At 68.4% G+C, this 19409-nt stretch carries 20 protein-coding genes; 8 read left to right on the top strand and 12 right to left on the bottom strand.

Features of this window, described 5'->3' with window-relative positions:
* Nucleotides 1–50 precede the first annotated feature (50 nt).
* A complete protein-coding gene (locus AB5J62_RS13585) occupies nt 51–953 on the top strand; it encodes an AraC family transcriptional regulator (RefSeq protein WP_370948569.1) in 903 nt (300 codons plus the stop codon).
* Here the strand turns inward: AB5J62_RS13585 and AB5J62_RS13580 are convergent.
* From AB5J62_RS13580 to AB5J62_RS13570, 3 genes are read right to left on the bottom strand one after another with little or no spacing between them, the layout of a single operon-like run.
* On the bottom strand, nt 934–1527 hold the full coding sequence (locus AB5J62_RS13580) for a hypothetical protein (RefSeq protein WP_370948568.1): 594 nt from the start codon (nt 1525–1527) through the stop codon (nt 934–936). The two genes, AB5J62_RS13585 and AB5J62_RS13580, sit on opposite strands and share 20 nt — an antisense overlap.
* Complete coding sequence (locus AB5J62_RS13575; RefSeq protein ID WP_370948567.1) at nt 1524–2402, bottom strand: alpha/beta fold hydrolase; 879 nt, start codon at nt 2400–2402, stop codon at nt 1524–1526. Before AB5J62_RS13575 ends, AB5J62_RS13580 begins: the two co-directional genes overlap by 4 nt.
* The gene (locus AB5J62_RS13570) at nt 2374–2751 is read right to left on the bottom strand and encodes a DUF5997 family protein (protein WP_370948566.1); all 378 of its coding nucleotides are present in this window, start codon (nt 2749–2751) and stop codon (nt 2374–2376) included. The genes AB5J62_RS13575 and AB5J62_RS13570 overlap by 29 nt, the downstream gene beginning before the upstream one ends.
* 47 nt (nt 2752–2798) lie before the next feature.
* Here AB5J62_RS13570 and AB5J62_RS13565 point away from each other — a divergent pair, with 47 nt between their 5' ends.
* Entirely contained in the window at nt 2799–3527 is a 729-nt protein-coding gene (locus AB5J62_RS13565) for a LysR family substrate-binding domain-containing protein (protein WP_370948565.1), read from the top strand.
* Nucleotides 3528–3777: 250 nt separating this feature from the next.
* Here the strand turns inward: AB5J62_RS13565 and AB5J62_RS13560 are convergent, their stop codons facing one another.
* Nucleotides 3778–5382 (bottom strand): transposase, encoded by a 1605-nt coding sequence (locus tag AB5J62_RS13560; RefSeq protein ID WP_370946284.1) that lies wholly within the window; start codon nt 5380–5382, stop codon nt 3778–3780.
* A gap of 211 nt (nt 5383–5593) precedes the next feature.
* On the opposite strand from AB5J62_RS13560, the gene AB5J62_RS13555 reads away from it, so the two are divergent.
* Nucleotides 5594–5977: a PPOX class F420-dependent oxidoreductase gene (locus AB5J62_RS13555; RefSeq protein WP_370948564.1), complete on the top strand. Its 384-nt coding sequence runs from the start codon at nt 5594–5596 to the stop codon at nt 5975–5977.
* A 7-nt stretch (nt 5978–5984) separates the two neighbouring features.
* On the opposite strand, the gene AB5J62_RS13550 is transcribed toward AB5J62_RS13555, so the two are convergent.
* Complete coding sequence (locus tag AB5J62_RS13550; protein ID WP_370948563.1) at nt 5985–6395, bottom strand: nitroreductase/quinone reductase family protein; 411 nt, start codon at nt 6393–6395, stop codon at nt 5985–5987.
* 109 nt (nt 6396–6504) lie between these two features.
* Here AB5J62_RS13550 and AB5J62_RS13545 point away from each other — a divergent pair, with 109 nt between their 5' ends.
* From AB5J62_RS13545 to AB5J62_RS13535, 3 genes are all read left to right on the top strand, one after another.
* Entirely contained in the window at nt 6505–7143 is a 639-nt protein-coding gene (locus AB5J62_RS13545; protein ID WP_370948562.1) for a hypothetical protein, read from the top strand.
* Between the two features lie 45 nt (nt 7144–7188).
* Nucleotides 7189–8319: a pentapeptide repeat-containing protein gene (locus AB5J62_RS13540; protein WP_370948561.1), complete on the top strand. Its 1131-nt coding sequence runs from the start codon at nt 7189–7191 to the stop codon at nt 8317–8319.
* Between the two features lie 78 nt (nt 8320–8397).
* Nucleotides 8398–11307, top strand: a complete 2910-nt coding sequence (locus AB5J62_RS13535) for an alpha-L-fucosidase (protein ID WP_370948560.1) — start codon at nt 8398–8400, stop codon at nt 11305–11307.
* 67 nt (nt 11308–11374) lie between these two features.
* Here the strand turns inward: AB5J62_RS13535 and AB5J62_RS13530 are convergent, their stop codons facing one another.
* The gene (locus AB5J62_RS13530) at nt 11375–12547 is read right to left on the bottom strand and encodes an endonuclease (protein WP_370948559.1); all 1173 of its coding nucleotides are present in this window, start codon (nt 12545–12547) and stop codon (nt 11375–11377) included.
* A 65-nt stretch (nt 12548–12612) separates the two neighbouring features.
* Entirely contained in the window at nt 12613–13515 is a 903-nt protein-coding gene (locus tag AB5J62_RS13525; RefSeq protein ID WP_370948558.1) for a LysR family transcriptional regulator, read from the bottom strand.
* 70 nt (nt 13516–13585) lie between these two features.
* Here AB5J62_RS13525 and AB5J62_RS13520 point away from each other — a divergent pair, with 70 nt between their 5' ends.
* Nucleotides 13586–13933 carry an SgcJ/EcaC family oxidoreductase gene (locus AB5J62_RS13520; RefSeq protein WP_370948557.1) on the top strand — a complete coding sequence of 116 codons (348 nt, stop codon included), beginning with the start codon at nt 13586–13588 and terminating at the stop codon, nt 13931–13933.
* On the opposite strand, the gene AB5J62_RS13515 is transcribed toward AB5J62_RS13520, so the two are convergent.
* Nucleotides 13930–15030 (bottom strand): carboxypeptidase regulatory-like domain-containing protein, encoded by a 1101-nt coding sequence (locus tag AB5J62_RS13515; protein ID WP_370948556.1) that lies wholly within the window; start codon nt 15028–15030, stop codon nt 13930–13932. The genes AB5J62_RS13520 and AB5J62_RS13515 overlap by 4 nt on opposite strands.
* Before the next feature lie 218 nt (nt 15031–15248).
* Between AB5J62_RS13515 and AB5J62_RS13510 the strand changes: the two genes are divergently transcribed.
* On the top strand, nt 15249–15695 hold the full coding sequence (locus tag AB5J62_RS13510; protein ID WP_370948555.1) for a GNAT family N-acetyltransferase: 447 nt from the start codon (nt 15249–15251) through the stop codon (nt 15693–15695).
* A 131-nt stretch (nt 15696–15826) separates the two neighbouring features.
* On the opposite strand, the gene AB5J62_RS13505 is transcribed toward AB5J62_RS13510, so the two are convergent.
* The 4 genes from AB5J62_RS13505 to AB5J62_RS13490 form a co-directional block, all read right to left on the bottom strand.
* Nucleotides 15827–16198 (bottom strand): hypothetical protein, encoded by a 372-nt coding sequence (locus AB5J62_RS13505; RefSeq protein WP_370948554.1) that lies wholly within the window; start codon nt 16196–16198, stop codon nt 15827–15829.
* 303 nt (nt 16199–16501) lie between these two features.
* Nucleotides 16502–17296 (bottom strand): ABC transporter ATP-binding protein, encoded by a 795-nt coding sequence (locus tag AB5J62_RS13500; protein ID WP_370948553.1) that lies wholly within the window; start codon nt 17294–17296, stop codon nt 16502–16504.
* Nucleotides 17293–18300, bottom strand: coding sequence for an ABC transporter substrate-binding protein (locus AB5J62_RS13495; RefSeq protein ID WP_370948552.1), 1008 nt, complete (start codon nt 18298–18300; stop codon nt 17293–17295). The genes AB5J62_RS13500 and AB5J62_RS13495 overlap by 4 nt, the downstream gene beginning before the upstream one ends.
* An 11-nt stretch (nt 18301–18311) precedes the next feature.
* A complete protein-coding gene (locus AB5J62_RS13490; RefSeq protein WP_370948551.1) occupies nt 18312–19169 on the bottom strand; it encodes an ABC transporter permease in 858 nt (285 codons plus the stop codon).
* Nucleotides 19170–19409: the final 240 nt, after the last annotated feature.

The raw sequence follows: 19409 nt of genomic DNA, 5'->3' as shown, positions 1-19409 counted from the left end.
GATACGCGCAGGCGTTGTCCGGAGGCGCGCACAGGTGCGACAGTGGAGCGATGGATACGACCGGCTATGTGGTCAGGCGAGTGTCCACGATGGACGTCGCCGAGGCCGACCGGCAGGAGTTCTGGCGCGACCATGTCGGGCGGCTGCACTGCGAACTCGAGCACCGGTTCGGCGCCGACCGCGGTTTCGGTGCTTGGACGGCGATCCAGCGCGGTGGCGGGTATCAGCTGGTCGAGTTCCGGTCGGACGCGGTCGGCTACGTCCGGTCCTCGCGGATGACGGCTCGCGATCCCAACGAAGAGCTGCGCGTGATCGTGCCGCTGCACGGCTCCGTGCGGGTGGAACTCGACGGGATGTGCCAGACGGTCGGGGTCGGTGGGGCGGGTGTCGTGGGTGCGCATCGGCCGTTCGGGCTCGCGCATGACGATGGGCTGCGGGCGTTGATCTTCACTGCGCCCGAACTGCCGCGCGGCACGCCGGGCGTGCTGGATCTGACCGGTGGGCTCGGTGCGGTGCTCGGCGCGAACCTGCGGCGGGTCGCCGCGGAACGGGAACGACTGGACCGTGGCCAGTTCCGGCTGCTGTGCCGTCAGCTGACCGAGCTGGTGCAGGCACTGACCGAGCCTGCCGAAGGTTCGCTGGTCGAACGCGCTTTCCGTGATCATGTCGGGCGGTGCGCCGACGACCCGAAGCTCACGGGTGAGGGCGCTGCTCTCGCGCTGGGCTGGTCGTTGCGGCGGGTGCAAGCCGCGCTGCAGGCCGCCGGGACCACGCCGAGTGAGGTCATCCGGGATCAGCGGCTAGCCAACGCCCACGCGAGGCTGCGTAACCCGGCAAACCGGGGACGTGGCGTCGCCGAGATCGCGTTCGCCTCGGGATTCTCGTCCACCAGCGCGTTCGCCGAGGCGTTTCGACGGCGCTATGGCGAGACGCCTAGCCAGACGCGCGGTTAAGAGCGTCCAGCAGGTCGAAGTAGCCGTGGCTGGCTTCCCACAGCGCGTCGGACACCGCCGTGAGCTTGCCCGGCGCCCACCTGCGGTCCTCGTAAGCCTTAGTACGCGCTCGCAAAGCCTTCAGGCTCACGTCGAGATCAGCTTGGACGCGAGCGCGAAACTCCTCAGGCGACGGAGCGTCGAGGCGGACATCTTCGCCGCGCCCGTCGCTCAGCGCGCGCATGACGTCGTCGCCGAGGCCGTTTTCGCGGTCCCAGAACAACACCGGCCGGTCGATCTCGTGATTCCAGACCGGCGCGTGCGCCGACCGCCACAGCACCCGCACCGGCACCTTCGAGACGCGGGTGAGGTTCGCCCAGTGGTCGGCGCCGTTCGGCCTGGTCAGCCAGGGAACCTCGGCGACGGGCAGGTCCACGACCACCGCGACGGTCGCGTGCTCGACATCGGCGCGCGCGGCGCCGACGAGCGTGCCCGCGGCCCACAACTCGGTGACCGGCAAGGAGAACTTCGCCGCCGGTGACGCGGCGGCTTCCGCCAGGTCACGCAGGTGGCGGAGCGCCGTCGACCACTTCATCGGGACGCCAGGAACCCGGTGACGGTCCTGCCGAACCCGGCCGGATCGTCGAGCCACGGGCAGTGGGCGACGCCCGACATCAGGTCGAGCGTGGAGTTGGGGAACGCGTCGGCGAGCTCGGCCACGACCCTCGGCGGGCTGTTGACGTCGTACTCCCCCGCCAGCACGAGGACCGGTGCGTCGCAGGCGGCCAGCATCTCCCTGGTCGCTTCGGGGTTGAACGCTCCCTTGGCGCCGAACAGGATCGCGGCACGGTCGTTGCGGCGCGTCTCGCCCCGGGCGTGGTGAGCTTGCGTCGTGGCGTCCCAGCGGGCGTAGGTGAAGGGGGCGAGCGCGTCCCAGTCGCTGTTCGTGGCGCCGCCCGCGTTGACGCGGTCGAAAGCTTCCGATGCGGGCCCGTACCAGGACTCACCCGCACGGGTCTGGACCGCAGCGCGCCGGTCCCCCGGCGTGACCATGATGCCGAGCGCGTGGGTACTCGGCGTCACCAGCACGAGCTTGGCGACCCGTTCGGGGTACCCGGCCGCGTACAGCACGGCGAGGTTCGCGCCCGCGGAGTGCGCGAGCAGGTTCAGCCGCTCCAGGCCCAGGTGCTCGCGCAGCGCTTCGACGTCGTCGACCTGGCGATCGCAGCGGTACGAAGGCAGGCTCGACGGGACCGCCGACTCGCCGGTGCCGCGCGGGTCGAGCAGGATCAGCCGGAAGCGCTCGGCCAGGCCGCCGAGATCGCCGAGGTAGTCGGCGTCCTGCATCGGGCCGCCCGGCAGGCAGACCAAGGGCTCGCCGTCGCCGAGCACGTGGTAGGCGAGGTTCGTTCCGTCGAACGCGCTGAAGGCGGGCACGGCGTCAGGACCGGGTGTTCTTTTCCTTGACACGCAAGGCTTCCTTGCGAACCTCGGCCTGGGTGGCGCGCTCGCGCTCCAGCCAGCCGGGGTTCTCCTGCTTCAGCGCGTCGATCTGCTCGGTGGTGAGCGGGTCGGTGATGCCGCCGCGCGCGAGGCCGCCGATGGAGATGCCCAGTTTGGCCGCCATCACCGGGCGCGGGTGCGGGCCGTTGCGGCGCAGCTCGCGCAGCCACTCCGGTGGGTCGGCCTGCAGCGCGTTCAGCTCGTCGCGGGAGACGACACCCTCCTGGAACTCACCGGGAGTGGCTTCGAGGTACACACCCAGCTTCTTCGCCGCGGTCGCGGGCTTCATCGTCTGGGGCGTTTTCTGCGACGTCATGCCGTCCAGGGTAACGAGCGCCCGATCACGCCCGGTAATCTGGCCTCGTGACCGGCTCGGACGTACCTCTCTCCTTCACTCTCGCGTACGTCCCCGGCGTGACGCCCACCAAGTGGGTGCGGACCTGGAACGAGCGGCTGCCCGAGGTGACGCTCGACCTCGTCCAGGTGACGCCCGCCGAGGCCGAGGGCCGGATCCGTGAGCGCGCGGCCGACGCGGCGCTGCTGCGGCTGCCGATCGACCGCGAAGGCCTGCACGCGATCCCGCTCTACACCGAGACGACCGTGGTCGTGGTGCCGAAGGACCATCTCGTGGCCGCGGCCGACGAGGTGTCCATCGAGGACCTGGCCGACGCCGTCGTGCTGCACCCGCTCGACGACACGCTCGGCTGGGAGAAGCTGCCCGGTCAGCCCGCCATCGAGCGCCCCGAGACGACCGCGGACGCCATCGAGCTGGTGGCCGCCGGGGTCGGGCTGCTGGTCGTCCCGCAGTCGCTCGCGCGGCTGCACCACCGCAAGGACCTCACCTACCGGCCCCTCACGGACGCGCCGGAGTCGCGCGTCGCGTTGTCGTGGCTCGAAGACGAGACGACCGACCTGATGGAGCAGTTCATCGGGATCGTCCGCGGCCGCACGGTCAACAGCACCCGCGGGCGGCCCGCGCCGGAGAAGACTCCGGCCAAAGCCAAGGCGAAGGCGAAACGCCCCGAGAAGCCTGCCGTGAACAAGAGCCGTCAGCAGACTCCGAAGCGCGGAAAGCCGCGTCGCCGTTCTTAGTGCGGGGAAGCGTTGCGGACGGTTCTGGCTGACCGGTACTCGTCTACCTACCGTCGGGGTCGGCGGGACCGAGCCTGGGTCTCGGGTCTCGCCTGAAGGTTGTGAACGAGGCGTTCACGCAGCCGGTCCGGCCCGGGGTCGGCGCGAGTGGAAGCTTTGCTCCGTTAGGAGCCTGTTGCTTTTTGCTGTTGTGGTGTCTTCGGCATCGTCCGGTCTCTGGCTTGGCCACCGGGCCGGGCCGGGGTGGGGTTCAGGTGGTGCGGATCTGGGCGGTGGTGATGCCCTTGGTCCAGAGTTTGAGCAGGTTGGTGACTGCGGCGGCGAGGGAGAGTTCGGCTTGGGCGGCGGTGAGTCCTCGGCGGGCGAAGCGGGTGAGCCCGCGGCGGTCTTTGAGCCAGGCGTTGGGTGCTTCGATCATCGCGCCGCGTCGTCGGTAGAGGGTCACGCCTTCTGCGGTGCGTAGCCGGTGGTTCATCTTCTCCCGCGCGGTGGCGTTCTTGGGTGGGTCGCCGGTGGCCGGGTCGGTGGCGGCTCGAGTGTTCACGGTGCGGCCTTTGGCATCGGCGATGAGACGGTCCGGGCCCGCGGTCTCAAGGTTGGCGGTCGAGTCGTAGCCGGCGTCGCCGATCATCACGCCGACGGTGAGGTCACCGCGGCCGGTGCGCCGGGCCAGCTTCCCGGCGGTGGCGAGGACATCATCGGCGGTGGGCACGAACTGGTCGAGGTCGTTGGTGTCCTGGGTGGCGCGGGCGGACACGAGGAATTCGTCGTCGCTGACCGCGGTCTGGCAGTTGTAGCCCTGGACCCAGCCGTTGCGGGTCTTGAGCAGCCGTGATTGCGGGTCGGTCGTGTTCGCCACGAACTTGTCGGTCTGCGTCTGGGATTTCGCGGTGGCGGCGGCCTGTTCAGCGCGGGAGAGCGCGGCCTCATAGGCGGCGCGGGCCCGCCGGACCCTGCTGTGATCCTCCGGCGGCACCGCTGCTTTCCCCGACGGGCGGCGCCCGCCGCCGGATCGCATCTGGGCGTGCCAGGCCTCCCAGCGGGACACCGCTGTGGCTCGCTCCCGGTCCAGGCGTGCTCGGGCCACCGCGACCCGGTCCGCGCCTCGCGGCGGGGCCCCGCCACGGGTGAGGCCGGCGGCGACCGCGGCGTCATAGGCCCGCGCGATCTCAGCCCGCCCCTCGCCGGCCTGCTCGGCCGCGTCGCGACGGGACTGGATCTGCTCCAGCGCGGCCGTGATCCGTTCACCGCGACGGGTGCGGTCACGCAGGTCCGGTGGTGGTTCGTCGCCGCGCCGGTCGGCGCCGAAGCGGGCGTCGTCGGCCGCGTCGGTCTGCGCGGTCTCCTCAACGAACTTCTCGGCCAGTTTCCGCAGGTGAGCCTCGGTGCGGTTGGCGTCCTTACTCGCGTTGGCGGCGATCTTGGTGCCGTCGAACGCGACCACCCCCAGCGACACCATCCCCAGTTCGGCGGCCAGCACCAGCGACTCGGTCAGCAGATCCGTCAGCGCCGCCTCGTGACGCTGGCGGAACCGGGCCAGCACCGTGTGATCCGGGATGTCCTGCGCGCAGATGATCCGGAACGCCACATCGGTCAGGCACAACCGCTCGATCCGCCGCGACGAGGACACCCCATGCGCCATCGCATACACGAACAACGTCAGCAGCATCTCCGGGTCATACCCACGCCGCCCGACCCCACCACGCTTCGCCGTCGCGTGAAACGCCGACGTGTCCAGCCGCCCCACCACCGCGATCACGAACCACACCAGATGATCATCCGGCAACCAGTCCGCCATCGACGGCGGCAACAGAAACTCCTGCTCACGATCAACCGGCCGATAATCCCTTGCCACACAACAATTATCCCAAGTTGCCACACGTGCAACAAGATCATCAAGCCATGTCGAGCCAGTTCAAAAAGCAACAGGCTCTTAGATGCAGAAATTCTTCCACTCGCTCGCCCCACAGTTGCCGGAGCCTGCACTCCGTGTCATCGAGGCGTTGCGGAAAGCCGCCACGGCACCCGCAGCCATCCCGCTCTGAGGGACGCGCGAGGATCTGCGCATGGACTTACCAAGCGACTTACGCGCGCTGCTGCAGCGGCCCAGCCCCTGCTTCCTGGCGACCACCATGCCCGACGGCTCGCCGCACCTGACCGAGACCTGGGGCGACACCGACGGCAAGCACATCCTCATCAACAGCGTCCAGGGCTTCGTGAAGATCAAGAACATCGAGCGCGACCCGCGCGTGGCGCTGAACGTCGTCGACCCCGACAACCCGTTCCGCTACTACGCGATCCGCGGCCGGGTGCTGCGCATGACGACCGACGGCGCGCGCCAGCACATCGAAAAGCTGGCGCACCGGTACACGGGCGCGCCCTATTCCTGGTACGGCGGGCGTGATCAGGTGCGGCTCATCCTGACCATCCAGGCCGACAAGATCAGCTAGCCGACCTTCACGGCGCGTCGATGTCGATGCGCACTGTCAGCAGCGAAGTGCCGAACTTGCGGACCATTCCGACGTGCTTCTGGTCGTCGAACGACGCGAGGCGGGCGTCGACGTCGTCGTCATCGAGGACGGTGGCGGTCGCGTCGAGCCAGTGGCCGTCGAGACGGACGCGGATCCGGTGCTGGGCGGCGATGTTCGCGACGTAACCGGCATAGCGGCCCTGCTCGGCCACGACCCACAGCGTCGAGCCCTCGCGCTGGGTGCCGACGATCGTGCGGCGTGGTTTGCCGGTCTTGCGGCCCGTGGTTTCGAGGACGATGTGGCCCGGCAGCTTGCCCGCGAACGTCAGCGCCTTCAGTGGTGGGTTGATCACGTACTTCTGGAGCAGGCGGACGCGTTTTCGCCGGGCTTCGGTCATGGACGCACGCTACTGCTCTGTTCGGGCGGTTCGCGCGGGTTTTCGGTGAACCAGCGGGTGCTCTGCGGCGATGATCTGGGATTCCGGCCGCGAGGGGACGGAGCACGCCATGGGAAGACCGGATCAACCGCGCGACAAGAAGGGCCGTTGGGTGGCGCGAGGCGGTGGCGCGGGCGCCGCGCTGGTCGCGCTGATCGTCGCGTTCCACAGTGGTGCCGGGGGCGGCGGCGCGGCCGTCGAGTCGGCCGCGAGTCAAAGTCTCAAAGGCAAGTCGTCGAGCAAAGAGGCCGCGCGCAAAGGTGACCGCGCCGAAGCGTGGAAACGGCTCGGGCTCAAGAGTCTCAAACAGACGGCCAAACGGGACCTCAAGTGTGTGGCCGCGTCGTTCAGCGAAGTCAGGGACTTCTTCGCACGCAACCCGTGCCGCTCGCTCGACCGGCTGCTGGTGGCCGTCGCCGACAGCGGCGGCAACACCGTCGTCGTGTCGGTCTCGTGGGTGAAGATGGCCAAAGCGGACACGACCGGGAAGCTCAAGCGGATCATCGACGTCCAGGACTCCGGCGACATCTCCCCGCTCGCGAGCAGCGCTCTCGGGCTCGGCGGGGTGGACTTCACCGGGCACCACTACGCGTCGCGCCAGAGCGGTTCGCTGCTCGTCGTCGCCGAGACGGCGCCCGGCGGCGGGCATCCCGGCACCGAGCTGCTCAACACCGTGGCCGAAGTCGCGGTCGAGTTCCCGGCGCCGTGATCGCGGCGTGCTAGGTTCACGCTCCCCGACGCGCGATGGTGTGGTGTGAGCGAGCGACCCGAAAAGCCTGCCCCGAAAGTGCTGTCGCAGCGGGCCATCCTGATCGGCGGGCTGATACTCGTCGTCATCGCGGTCGTGGTGACGTGGCTGCTGCTGAAGCTGAGCGTCGGCACCACGCAGCTCGACGCGATCCGCACCGGCGGGACGCTCGTGGTCGGCGCGGGTGGCGCGGTCGCGTTGCTGCTCACCGCGCGCAAGCAGCGGTCGACCGAGCTGGAGCTGCGGCAGAAGCACGACGCGCACCTGCTCGCCGAGAAGATCGCGAACGACGCCCGCGAGGACGCGATCGAGCGGCGGATCACCGACCTCTACATCAAGGCGGCCGACCAGCTCGGCTCCGACAAGGCGCCGGTCCGCCTCGCGGGGCTGCGTGCGCTGGAACGGCTCGCGCAGGGCAATCCCGGGCAGCGTCAGACCATTGTGGACGTGATCTGCGCGTACCTGCGCATGCCGTCCGTCCAGGACGAGCAGGAACGCGAAGTGCGGCTCACCGCGCAGCGCATTCTGGTGACCCACCTCAGTCCGACCGAGAATCCCGACAAATTCTGGCCCGACACCGACCTCGATCTGTCCGGCGCCGCGCTCGACGGCTTCCGGCTGTCGCATTGCCGGTTGCGGGCCGGGTTCTTCACCAAGACCAAGTTCACCGGCACCGCGTGGTTCACCAACGTCGAATTCACCGGCGACGCTTGGTTCACCAAGGCCGAGTTCCACGGCGACGTCGGTTTCGAGCGCGCCGATTTCCAAGGTCGCGGTGGCTTCACCGACATCGCCTTCGCGGGCAAGGCCGGGTTCGGCAACGCTCGGTTCGCCCACACCGTGCGGTTCGACCGATGCGTGTTCGGCGGCACCGCCAAGTTCGACAACGCGGTGTTCATCAAGAGCGTGGGTTTCATCGACGTCGAATTCGGCAAGGACGCGGGCTTCAGCGGCATCCACTTCATCCGGGCACCCAGGTTCGACGGCTCACGGTTCCGCGGACCGGCCCGGTTCCTCAAGACGACCTTCGCGAGCGGCGCCCGGTTCCCGGATGTCACGTTCACCGGTAACCCGCCGCAAGAGGTGGCGGAGTTTCGGCCAGATGGCGCACAGTCATCTGATGGCTCGACCGATTGAAGACCGACTAGCCCTTGACCGGCGGGGTCAAGAGACGTAATCATCGGATCTCTCGTCAGCCTACGAGAGAGCGATGGCATGAAAACTCAGGTGCGACGCAGCACGGCAAGGTCCGGTTTGCGGCTTTTACTGGCCGTCCTCATCCTGCTGACGAGCCTGGTCGGCACAGCGAACGCGGAGGTGCACCACCCGCGTCAGCAGTGGCTGCGCGACTCCACCGCCGGCCTCTTCCTGCACTGGGGCATGTTCACCGCGCCCCGGCACCTGAACTGCGCGGAGTGGGAGCGCGACGTCACCGGCGGCGGCTGGACCCCCGAGTACTGGGTCGACGAGGCGACCAAGCTCGGCGCCTCGTACATCGTGCTCGCCACGTTCCACAGCAGGCTCGGCTACGCGAAGCCGTGGCCGTCGAAGATCCCCGGCAGCTGCGCCACCCAGCGCGACCTGCTCGGCGAGCTGATCAAGGCGGGCAACGCCAAGGGTGTCCACATCATCCTGTACATGACCGACGATCCGCAGTGGCACAAGGAAACCGGCATCGAGACGCTCGATTCGGCTGGCTATTCGGCGTACAAGGGCGAGCAGGTCGACCTGACCACGCGCGCCGGGTTCGGCAAGTACAGCTATGACCTGTTCTTCGAGGTCATGGAGCGCTACAGCGACCTGTCCGGGTTCTGGATCGACAACGACAACGAGTACTGGGAGCAGAACAAGCTCTACGAACAGATCCGCGCGAAGAGGCCGTCCTGGTTGCTGAGCAACAACAACGAGGACACGCCGATCATGGACACGGTCAGCAACGAGCAGAAGACCGGCATGACGCCGTCCTACGACTACCCGCAGGCCGCGTTCACGCCGATGCCCCGGCTCACCGAGGCCGACTACAAGCTGCCGACCACGGGCGACTGGTGGTACAGCGGCGGTGACTCGCCGGTCGACACCCGGCTGTCGACCGGGCGCTACATCACCAACGCCGGCTCGTCGATGAAGTCGCTGATGGCGGAAACCCCGATGGTGAACGGGAAGTTCCCGCCGCAGCAGGAGCAGTTCAACAACTTCATGGCGAGCTGGACCCCGCCGATCAAGTCCTCGCTGCAGGGCAAGGAGGGCGGCGGGTACATGTACGGCGGCATGCAGCCCGGGTTCTGGAACGACGGCGCGCACGGCGTGATCACCGTCGACGCAGGCGCGAAGACGCAGTACCTGCACGTGCTGACCAAGCCGCGGACGGACCAGGTTCGCTTGCGGGACAACGGTTATCAGGTCAAGCGGGTCAGCGACCAGCGCACCGGCGAGCGGCTGAGGTTCAGCCAGTCCGGCGGCTACCTGACGATTCTCGGCATCAAGAACTGGGACACCTACGACACCGTCTTCAAGGTGGAAACCTCAGGGCAGCAAGGGTTCTACCCGCAGTCGTCGATCAAGGCGACGGCGTCGGCGAGCAAGGCTGGCAACCCGGCGAGCAACCTCGTCGACGGCAGCTTCGAGAACTTCTGGGACTCCGACGCGCACACCCCGGTCTCGCTCACGCTGGACCTCGGACGGCGCAAGCCCGCCCGCTACCTCGCGGTGAACCAGCGTGAAGCGTCGCCGACCTACGCCCGGGAATCCTTTGGCCGCCCCGAAGACTCGGCCAGGATCATGGACTACAAGGTCTCGGTCAGCGACGACGGCAGGCACTGGGGCGAGCCGGTGAAGGTGTCGGCCATGCCGAGCGCACGCGGCGTCCAGTTCATCGACATCGGCGACCAGCGCGCCCGCTATATCAAGCTCGACGTGCTGAACACCTGGAGCGGCCCGCAGGCGCCGCGCTTCGACAAGCAGCTCGCGATCGACGAGATCAAGGTCGGCTACGAGTACGCGGGCTCGTTCTTCCAGCAGCAGGTGCCGCTGGAAGCCGAGTCGTGGCACAACGACCGCGACGGCGCGGCGCGCCTCGCCTGGTGCGACGCCTGCTCCGGCACACTGCAGGTCACCGGGCTCGGCAACGGCCCGCGCAACTCGGTCACCTACGACGACGTGACCGTCGGCACGGCGGGCGACTACCGGCTCGAGCTCGGCGCCACCGGCTCCGGCTCGCTCTCGGTGAGCGTCAACGGCGGCGCGCCCGCCGACGTGCAGGCGGCCGGGATCGCGGACGTCCCGTCGCCGGTCGCCTTGTCGGTGCCGTTGAAGGCGGGCGCCAACAAGGTGACCGTGTTCAGCAAGGACCGTCGCGGCCCCGGGCTCGACCGGATCGCGGTCGCGCCGCTGCCCCCGGCGTCCTACGTGCCACGGACGACGCTGACGGTCGACCCGGCCGGCATCCAGTGGCTGCCGTCAGGCCAGCAGTCGATCAAGGTCACGGCGAAGCTGCGCGTGGACGTCGACGACGCGCTCGACCAGGTCAAGCTGGCTCCGGCACTGCCGGCGGGCTGGTCGCTCGCGGGCACTCCGGCGACGTCGTCGACGCTGCGGCTGGGTCAGACGCTCGAAGCGACATGGACGCTCACCTCGCCCGCCGGTCAGAACGTCGCGGCGGCTGACATTCCGGTCACGGCGTCGTTCCTGAATCTGGGCAAGGCCTTGACGGCGTCCAAGCCGCTGCGCGTGGCCCTGCGCCCGGCTGACCGGGTGTTCATGCGGGAGGCCGAGGACTCGGCGAACAACATCGGCGACGCGGGCGTGACGAGCTGCGGCCAGTGCTCGGGCGGCCAGAAGGTGCGCAACATCGGCGGCACGCCGATCGCCTTCGCGCAGTTCGACAACGTGACGGTGCCGTCGGCCGGGCAGTACACGCTGTACCTGGACTACACGGTCAACGGCCCGCGGTCGTACTTCGTGAGCGTCAACGGCGGCGCGCCCGCCGAGGTCAAGACGAACGGGCAGGGCAACACGACCCCGCAGACCTCGACGCTCACGGTGACGCTTCAGGCGGGCGCCAACGCGATCAAGCTGTTCAACGACACCGAAGGCGCACCCGACCTGGACCGCATCTCGCTCGGCTGAACGGGGGTCGTGAGTGGTATCGCCGGTTAGAACCGGCCGTACCACTCACGACCCCGGGGTGCGGGGTTCAGCCCCAGAGGGCGGCGACCCACTCGGGGTGGTCGATGAACGGGTTCCGGTTGTGCTGGTAGGTGTCGTAGATGACCTGGTTGCGGCGCTTCTCGAAGGCGTCCGGCGGGTCCTGCTGGCTCCACTGCTTGAGCACCGAAACCTTGCCGATGTACGGCGCGCTGCCGTTGTTGACCGTGTCGTCGACGTCCAGGTCCGCGAAGCCGTCGCCGCCGTCGTAGCGCAGCGCCATGTAGAAGATCATCCGCGCGACATCGCCCTTGACCGCGTTGCGCGGCTCGAAGGAGTCGGCATCGGTGTAGCTGCCCGGCGCTTCCGAAACCGGGCTGCCACCCATGTCGAAGTCCTTGTTGCCGCGGTCGGAGTTGACCGAGACGTCTTCGGGGCGCAGGTGGTGCAGGTCGGTGCCGGGGCCGGTCGCGGTGCCGAAGTCGCCGTGCGACTTGGCCCAGACGTGCTCGCGGTTCCAGTCGTTGACGCCGCCGCCGTTGCTGCTCTTGCTCTGCGAACGGCCGCTGTAGACGAGGATGACGTTGTTCGGGTTCGCCGGGTCCTGGTCGGTCGCCTTCAGCGCGTCCCACACCTGGTCATAGCTGACCTTGGTGTTGTTGCTGATGATCTGGTGCAACGCCGCGCGCAACGCGGGGCCGGTCTTGCCGAGCGCGTTCTGGTAGTAGCTGTCGGTCGGAGGGCTGCTCGTCGTGGTCGTCGGCGGGGTCGTGGTCGTGGTGCTGCTCGGCGGCGTGCCGGTGACCTGCGCGAACGCGGTCGGCGAGGTGAGGCCCGGGTGCGAGAAGTAGGCGGCGAGCTTGCCCGTCACGTCGAGCTGTTTGCCCATCAGGCCGGGGTTGCTCTGCAAGCCGTACTGCGCACGGAAACCCGTGGTGATCTGGACGTAGAGGATCTTCGACGTGTTCGTCTCGGCCGCGCTGTCGGCGAGCGCGAGCGCGTAGTCGTTGGGGAAGTTCGAGCGGATCACCGTGGTGGTCGCGGTCGGCTGGCCGACGACGTAACCGCGGACGGTGGCGCTCGCCGTGCCCTGCTGCGCGATCGCCTGCGTGACGGTGAGCGGGGTCGCGGCGGTCGCGCTGGTGGTCAGCTGAAGCGTGACGACCACCCCGACGACGGTGGCCACTAGCAGGGACAACGGTTTCCAGCGACGAACCGGCATGAGCGGCGTCCTCTCCCCGTGTGACAGGTCGGGGTGAGATTGCCACAGAAATTCACTCGATAGTGTTAACGATTTGAGGCGATCGGGGAACCGGCGTGTGGCGAGCGGGCGTGGGAGATCAATGCGCGGGCCGCCGGACCCCGTGGTCCTTCCGCACGCCAGGCGAGTGCGAGCGTGCCGCGCAGGCCCGGTTCGGTGATCGACATCGAGTGCAGGTCGCGTCGGGTTTCCGCCAAGGACGACGGCAGGATGGCCACGCCGAGCCCGCGGCCGGCCAGATCGGCGAGCACGCCGGGATCGCTGGCCTCGAAGGCGATCCGCGGTTCGAACCCGGCCACCGCGGCGGCTTCGTCGAGCGCCGCGCGCATGCCGGTCCCCTTCGGCAGGCAGATGAGCGACCGGTCTTTCAGTCCCGCGAGCGGAACCGTCGCGCGGTCGGAGAACGAGTCCGCACGCGACACGGCCGCCACGATCGGCTCGTCGGTGACGATCGAGGTTTCCAGTCCTGGCACCGATCCGGTGACCGAGCCGATCAGCGCGAGGTCGAGTTCACCGGCCAGCAGCGACGCGACGAGCACGTCGGAATTGGCTTCGGACAACGTGATCTCGACGGCCGGATGGTTCTTGTGGAAGTCGGCGAGCAGATCGGGCAGGTCGCCGGCGCGGCACGAGGTCACCATGCCGACGGCGACCCGGCCGCGCAGCAACCCGGTCAGCTCGTCGACAGCCTGCTTCGCGCCGGCGACGGCCTCCAACGCCGCCCGCGCGTACGGCAGGACCGCGGCGCCCGCCTCGGTGAGCGTGACCGAGCGGCCGGACCGGTCGAACAGCGTCTCCCCCAGTTCCCGTTCGAGACGGCGGATCTGCGCGCTCACACCGGGCTGGGCGACGTGCACCTTCTCGGCCGCACGGGTGAAGTTCGCTTCTTCCGCGACGGCGACGAAGTACTCGAGCTGCCGAAGTTCCATAAGCGTTGATTCTAGCAACCAGTCGATCTAGCTCTTGGACTTCTAGCTCGATCGGCGGCAGGCTTGTGCCATGACCAAGACAGCGAAAACCCCTGAAGACCTCGCCCGCCTGATCGTCGAGCGGGTCAACGCCGGGGACGCGGCGGGTATCGCCGACCTTTACGCCCCCGACGCCGTCATGGCCTTCCCGCCGGGCAAGGAGACCGTCGGACGCGACGCGATCCGCGCCGTGTTCGAGCAGCTCATCGCCGCGAAGCCCGAGTTCAAGGTCGAGGAGCCGCTGCCGACCCTGTACTACGGCGACCTCGCGATGACCTCGACCCGGCCTTCGGACGGCACGGGCGGCCGAGTGCAGATCGCCCGCCGTCAGGCCGACGGCAGCTGGCTCCGCATCCTCGACCGCCCGGAAACGCCCTAGGCCCCCACCCGCGCCGACGCCTCGACGACCGGGAAGGTGTCCGAGAACTCGAAGTGGTCGCCGAAACCGCACGTAAGGAGCACGGACCCGGTGTCGAACGCCGCGTCGGGCACGATCCCGGTCACCTCGAACGCTTTGACCTCACCCGCCGCGATGGTCGCCCCGGGCCCACTCCGCGCCAGCACACCCCAGTGAGCGGGATCGTCCGAGCCGAGCAGATGGGAATCGTCCCAGTTGAGGTCGCACCCGGCCCGGACTCCGCGAAGGTCGAACCTGCCGGTGTTGGCCAGCCAGATCGACACCTGCGCGGTGTCGCCGGGACGGTACCGGTTCTCGTGGAATTCGACCTTCGGCACGAGCGTCCCCTCCAGTGACCGGACGGTCCTGACCTGCAGGTTCGTCGTCCGGTCCGACCCGTCCACGCGCAGCTGCTTTTGGACGTTGGCCCAGCCCGGCGACTTGAAGGCCAGCGTGTAGCGCTGAGCGGCCACGTTGGTGAAGCTGAACCAGCCGTGCGCGTCGGTCCGGACCTCTTTGAACGAGCCGCTGTAGTTGTTCCGGATCTGGACCGCGGTGTCGGCCAGTTCCTCACCGGGGTCGAGCACGCCGTCGCGGTCTTCGTCGCCGAACAGCGTGCCGTCGACCACAGCCCTGGTGTACGGCGAGACCATCGCGATGGTCAACGTGGCCGCGTTGTCGTCCGGCGTCAGCTCGCCCGCGGTGGAGACCGCGAGCTTGAACGTGGCGTCGCCACCGTTGAAACTGTTCAGCCGCGCCACCATGGTGAACGACTTCGTCTGCCCTGGCGCGACCGTCGCGCCGATGCCACCGGGATTGAACTCACGCCACTCGGATGTCGGAATGAAAGGACTGGAACCCGAGATATTGGTGTACTTCCCCTTGGCCCCGGTGGCGGTTTTATTACCCACATTGGTGACGTTCACCTTGATCGGCACGGTCTCGCCGACAAAGTAGGCCTGGTCCGCGAATGTGGCACTGAACCGCAGGTCAGGACCATCATCTGCCCAGGCTGGCGTGGTCATGGACATGGTGATGAGAGCGGCGGCCAGCAGGCCCCGCTTGAATGGTGCGCGCAAAAAGATCCCCTCGATTTCCACTAGTCCCCCGGCAGGTGTCCATCGAGCCTAAATGGGAATTCGGAGCGCTGGCTAGCCGCTGTCCGGTGGGAAGCGGATCGTGTCCGCGTCGGCACGTTCCGGATTTCCATCAGCCTAAGCGGGGATTGACCTGGCGTCGGAACAATCCGGGAGGCAAGCTGATCGCGTCAGGACCAACAGCACGGTAGGAGACACCGATGACTGTGACCGACAAGCCCCTCTTCGGCGGCAAAGTCAGCCTCCGCCCCGCAGGCGCTTCCGACGCGACCCGGTTCCAGGAGATATTGGGTCACCCCGAAGTCGCCCGCTGGTGGGGCGACGCCGAGGAGGGTGTCGCGGAGCAGGTCGCCTACCTGCTCGACGCCGACGAGGACACCACCTGCTTCGCGATCGACGTGGCCGACGAGACCGCGGGCATCATCCTCGCCTTCGAGGAGGACGACCCGCAGTACCGGCACGCGGGCATCGACATCGCCGTGCACCCGGACTTCCAGGGCCGCGGCATCGGCGCCGACGCCATCCACACGCTCGCCGCGTTCCTGCTGGAGCAACGCGGCCATCACCGGCTGGTGATCGACCCGCCGCGTCGAACGAGGCCGCGATCCGGGTGTACAAACGGCTGGGCTTCAAACCGGTCGGCGTGATGCGGCGCTACGAGCGCGGGCCGGACGGCACCTGGCACGACGGGCTCCTCTTGGACCTGCTCGCCGGCGACCTCGTGGCTCCGTGACGCGACGCGGCCCGCCGGGTGCCCCGGCAGGCCGCGCCACCGAGATCAGCTGAAGAAGTCCACCGTCTTGCTGGTGACGGTGCCGGTCTCGCCCCAGTACGCCGTGATGGTCGCGCGATACTTGGTGTCCTCGTACGCGGTCGCCAGGCTGCCGCAGTCGTTGCCCGTGCTGTTGTTGTTGTCCGACAACGACAACGTGGGCCCAACGCCGTTGAGCGGCTTCACCGTGGCCTTGATCCAGCGTGCCCCTTCGGAATCGTAGGCGTGGACGCAGAAACGGTCGCCGCCGTCGTCGTACTGCGCGGTGCCGCCCTGCGTGCTGGCGGTGAAGGAGTTCGCGGACGCCGGCTGGGTCAGCAGCAGGCTGACGGCCGAGACACCCAGAGCGACGAACGCCGCCTTCGCTGTGTTCTTCATGATCCTCCGTCGGTCGGAACAATTCGGACGACCAACGCACGCACCGGCGGCCCCGTGAGGTTGGCCGCCGAAAATGAACTGTCAGTGAAGCGCGGGCAAGCGGCCGGGGTGCTGGGGGGTCGTGCGCGTTGCGGCCGGTTCTATTGATCCGCAGGGCGACTGTGGCGTGTTGGTGTTCGGACACGTCCGTTCGTGTGGTCGCGAAGGCGCCGGTCGAACCGGGGGCGAGGGGACCCCTGGGTGCGACACACGCACTGAGGGGTCCCCTCGCTTCAGCCCTCGCACCCGCAACACTCACGACCGCTAGTCAGCCGCCGATGCCGCGCCGAGCAGTTTTCGGACGCGCGCCGTCACGCGCGCGAACTCGGGCTCCGAGACCGTCTGCACGTAGTCCCGCTCGGCGGGCAGCTCGACCGGGATGATCTCCTCGATCGTGCCCGGCCGCGCGGTCATCACGACCACCCGGTTCGCCAGGTACACCGCCTCCGCGATCGAGTGGGTCACCAGCAGGACGGTCGTCCCGGTCTCCGCCCAGATCCGCCGCAGCTCGACGTTCATGTGCTCGCGGGTCAACGCGTCCAGCGCGCCGAACGGCTCGTCCATGAGCAGGACCGGCGGCTTGTGCAGCAAGGCGCGGCACAGCGCCACCCGCTGCTGCATGCCGCCGGAAAGCTCGTGCGGGTAGGCGTCCTCGAATCCGGTGAGCCCGGTCATCTCGATCAGCTCGTCGGTGCGGCGGCGCGCTTCCGCGGCGGGCAGGCGGCGCATTTCCGCCTGCAGCAGGATGTTCTTGCGGGCCGACCGCCATTCCAGCAGCGCCGCGCGCTGGAACACGTAGCCGACGTCGCGGCGCGGGCCTTCGACCGGCGAGCCCAGCAGCGACACCGTTCCGCTGGACGGCCGGAGCAGCCCGGACACCAGTTTCAGCAGCGTCGACTTGCCGCAGCCGGACGGCCCGACGATCGACACGAACTCACCCGGCTGCACCGACAACGAGACATCGCGCAGCGCGGTGACGTCGGTTCGCTTGGTACGGAAGGAAACGCCGACGTCCGCCAGCGACACCAGGTCCGCCACCCGGCTGGCCGTCATGCTCATCCCTTCACCGCGAAACTGGCGTCCCAGTACTTCGACGGCGCCTCCGCGGTCTTGATCAGGCCGGCGTCCGCGAACACGGTGATCGTCTTCTTCCAGTCGGACTCGTCGTTGACGCCCGGCGGCATCGACTTGGTCGCGTCGGTGTGCAGCAGCTGAATGGTGGCGTTGAACTGGTCCGTGAGCACCTTCGGCGACGGCAGCTGCTCGGACGCGCCCGCCATGGCCTCGACCGCGCCGGGCACGTCGCCGCTCGCCGCCGTCCACGCCTCGGTGGTCGCCGCGACCATGCGCCGCACGAGATCCTTGCGGTCGGCGATCGTCTTGTCCTGCGCCACCAGGCCGTTGCTGAAGTAGCTCAGCCCGAAGTCGGCGTACTTCAGCGAGGAAACCGGTTTTCCCGCCTTCTCGGCGATCGTGGGGCCCTGGTCGGTGGCGTAGCCGAGCAGCGCGTCGGTCTTGCTCGCGAGCACCGCGGCGATCTTGCCGGCCGCGTCGGTGTTCTGGATGACGACGTCGCTCTCGCTCATCCCGTTGGCCTTCAAGAAGATCGGGAACGTCTTCGTCAGCGCGTCGCCCGCGGTGGACGCGATGGTCTTGCCCTTGAGGTCGGCGGGCTTGGTGATGTTCTTGTCGGTGAAGAACTGCACCGAGGACGGCGTCTTCTGCAGGAACACCCCGACGCTCTTCACCGGCATGCCCTGCCCGACCCCGCCGAGCAGCGCGGACGTGTCCGCCCAGCCGAAGTCGGTCTGCCCGCCGCCGGTCACCTGCACGGTCTTCTGCGAGCCCTGCCCGGCCTGGATGTTCAGGTCGATCTTGTGCTTGGCGAAGATGCCCTTCTTCTTGCCGTAGTAGAAGGGCGCGTGCTCGCCGTACGGGTACCAGTTGAGCGTGAGGGTGACCTTGTCGAGCCCGTCACCGGTGGACTCCTTCGAAGGCTCGACCGAGGGCGCGCAGGCGGCGGTCAACGCCAGCAAGGCCACTGTGAACACGCGGAGCTTCATCGGTCTTCCCTTCAGATGGTGGCGACGGCGGCGGTGTCCGCGCGGCGGCTCACGTGCCAGGGCAGCAAGAACTGCTCGAGCACCTCCACCAGCACGAACAGCACGACGCCGAGCAGCGACATGATGAACAGCCCGGCGAACAGCACCGGCGTGTCCAGGTTTCCGTTGGCCTGCAGGATGACGTAGCCGAGCCCGGCGTTGGCGCCGACGAACTCGCCGACCACCGCGCCGGTGACGGCGAGCGTCGCGGCGATCTTCAGCCCGGAGAACAGATACGGCAGCGAAGCGGGGAACCGGATCTTGCGGAAGGTCTGGCCCCGGCCCGCCCCCATGGTGGCCGAGAGCTGCAGCATCTCCGGGTCGATCGACTTGAGCCCGGTGACCATCGAGATCACCACCGGGAAGAACGCCATCAGCACGGCGACGAAGATCTTCGGGGTGAGCCCGAACCCGAGCCACACGACGAACAGCGGCGCGATGGCGATCTTCGGGATGACCTGTGCGAACAGCAGCAGCGGGTAGACCGTCTTCTCGACGGCGGGCGAGGAGACCATCAGCACCGCGGCGAGCACGCCGACCACGATCGCGATCCCGAAGCCCAGGACGGTCTCGTAGGTGGTCACCCAGGTGTGGAAGCCGAAGTAGCCGGGCTTGTCGAGGATGACACGGAGCGTGTCAGCCGGTGACGGAACGAGATAAGGCTTGACGAGACCGGCCGCCGTGACCGCCCACCAGAGCACGAAACAGGCCACCAGCAGCGCCACCGGAGGCCAGCTCCGCCTGGCGAACGCACCGAACCGGCCGGTCTGCCCGGCGCGCGCGGGCGCGGGCGGCTTCTGCCTGGTCAGGTCGTCGATCCGAGCCACCATCGCGCTCCGTTTCCCCGATTGCCACACTGCCGAGAAAGCGCTTTCAGCGCCACCCTAGACACTGGGAAACGGACCGGTCAAGCACTCCGCCTCCCGGCCTGTCCCGCTCACCGGGAGCCCGGCGGCGCCGAACACAGTCATGCGATCAGCCGCATGTCAAGCATTGTCTGACCTCCTGCCGAGGTCTAGCATCAGGCAATTGTTAGGGAACTTTCCTAACAATAGGCTCCCACGCTCAGA

This window comes from Amycolatopsis sp. cg5, from assembly GCF_041346955.1.
GTDB lineage: Bacteria > Actinomycetota > Actinomycetes > Mycobacteriales > Pseudonocardiaceae > Amycolatopsis.
This window is presented reverse-complemented; position numbering and strand designations above follow the sequence as displayed.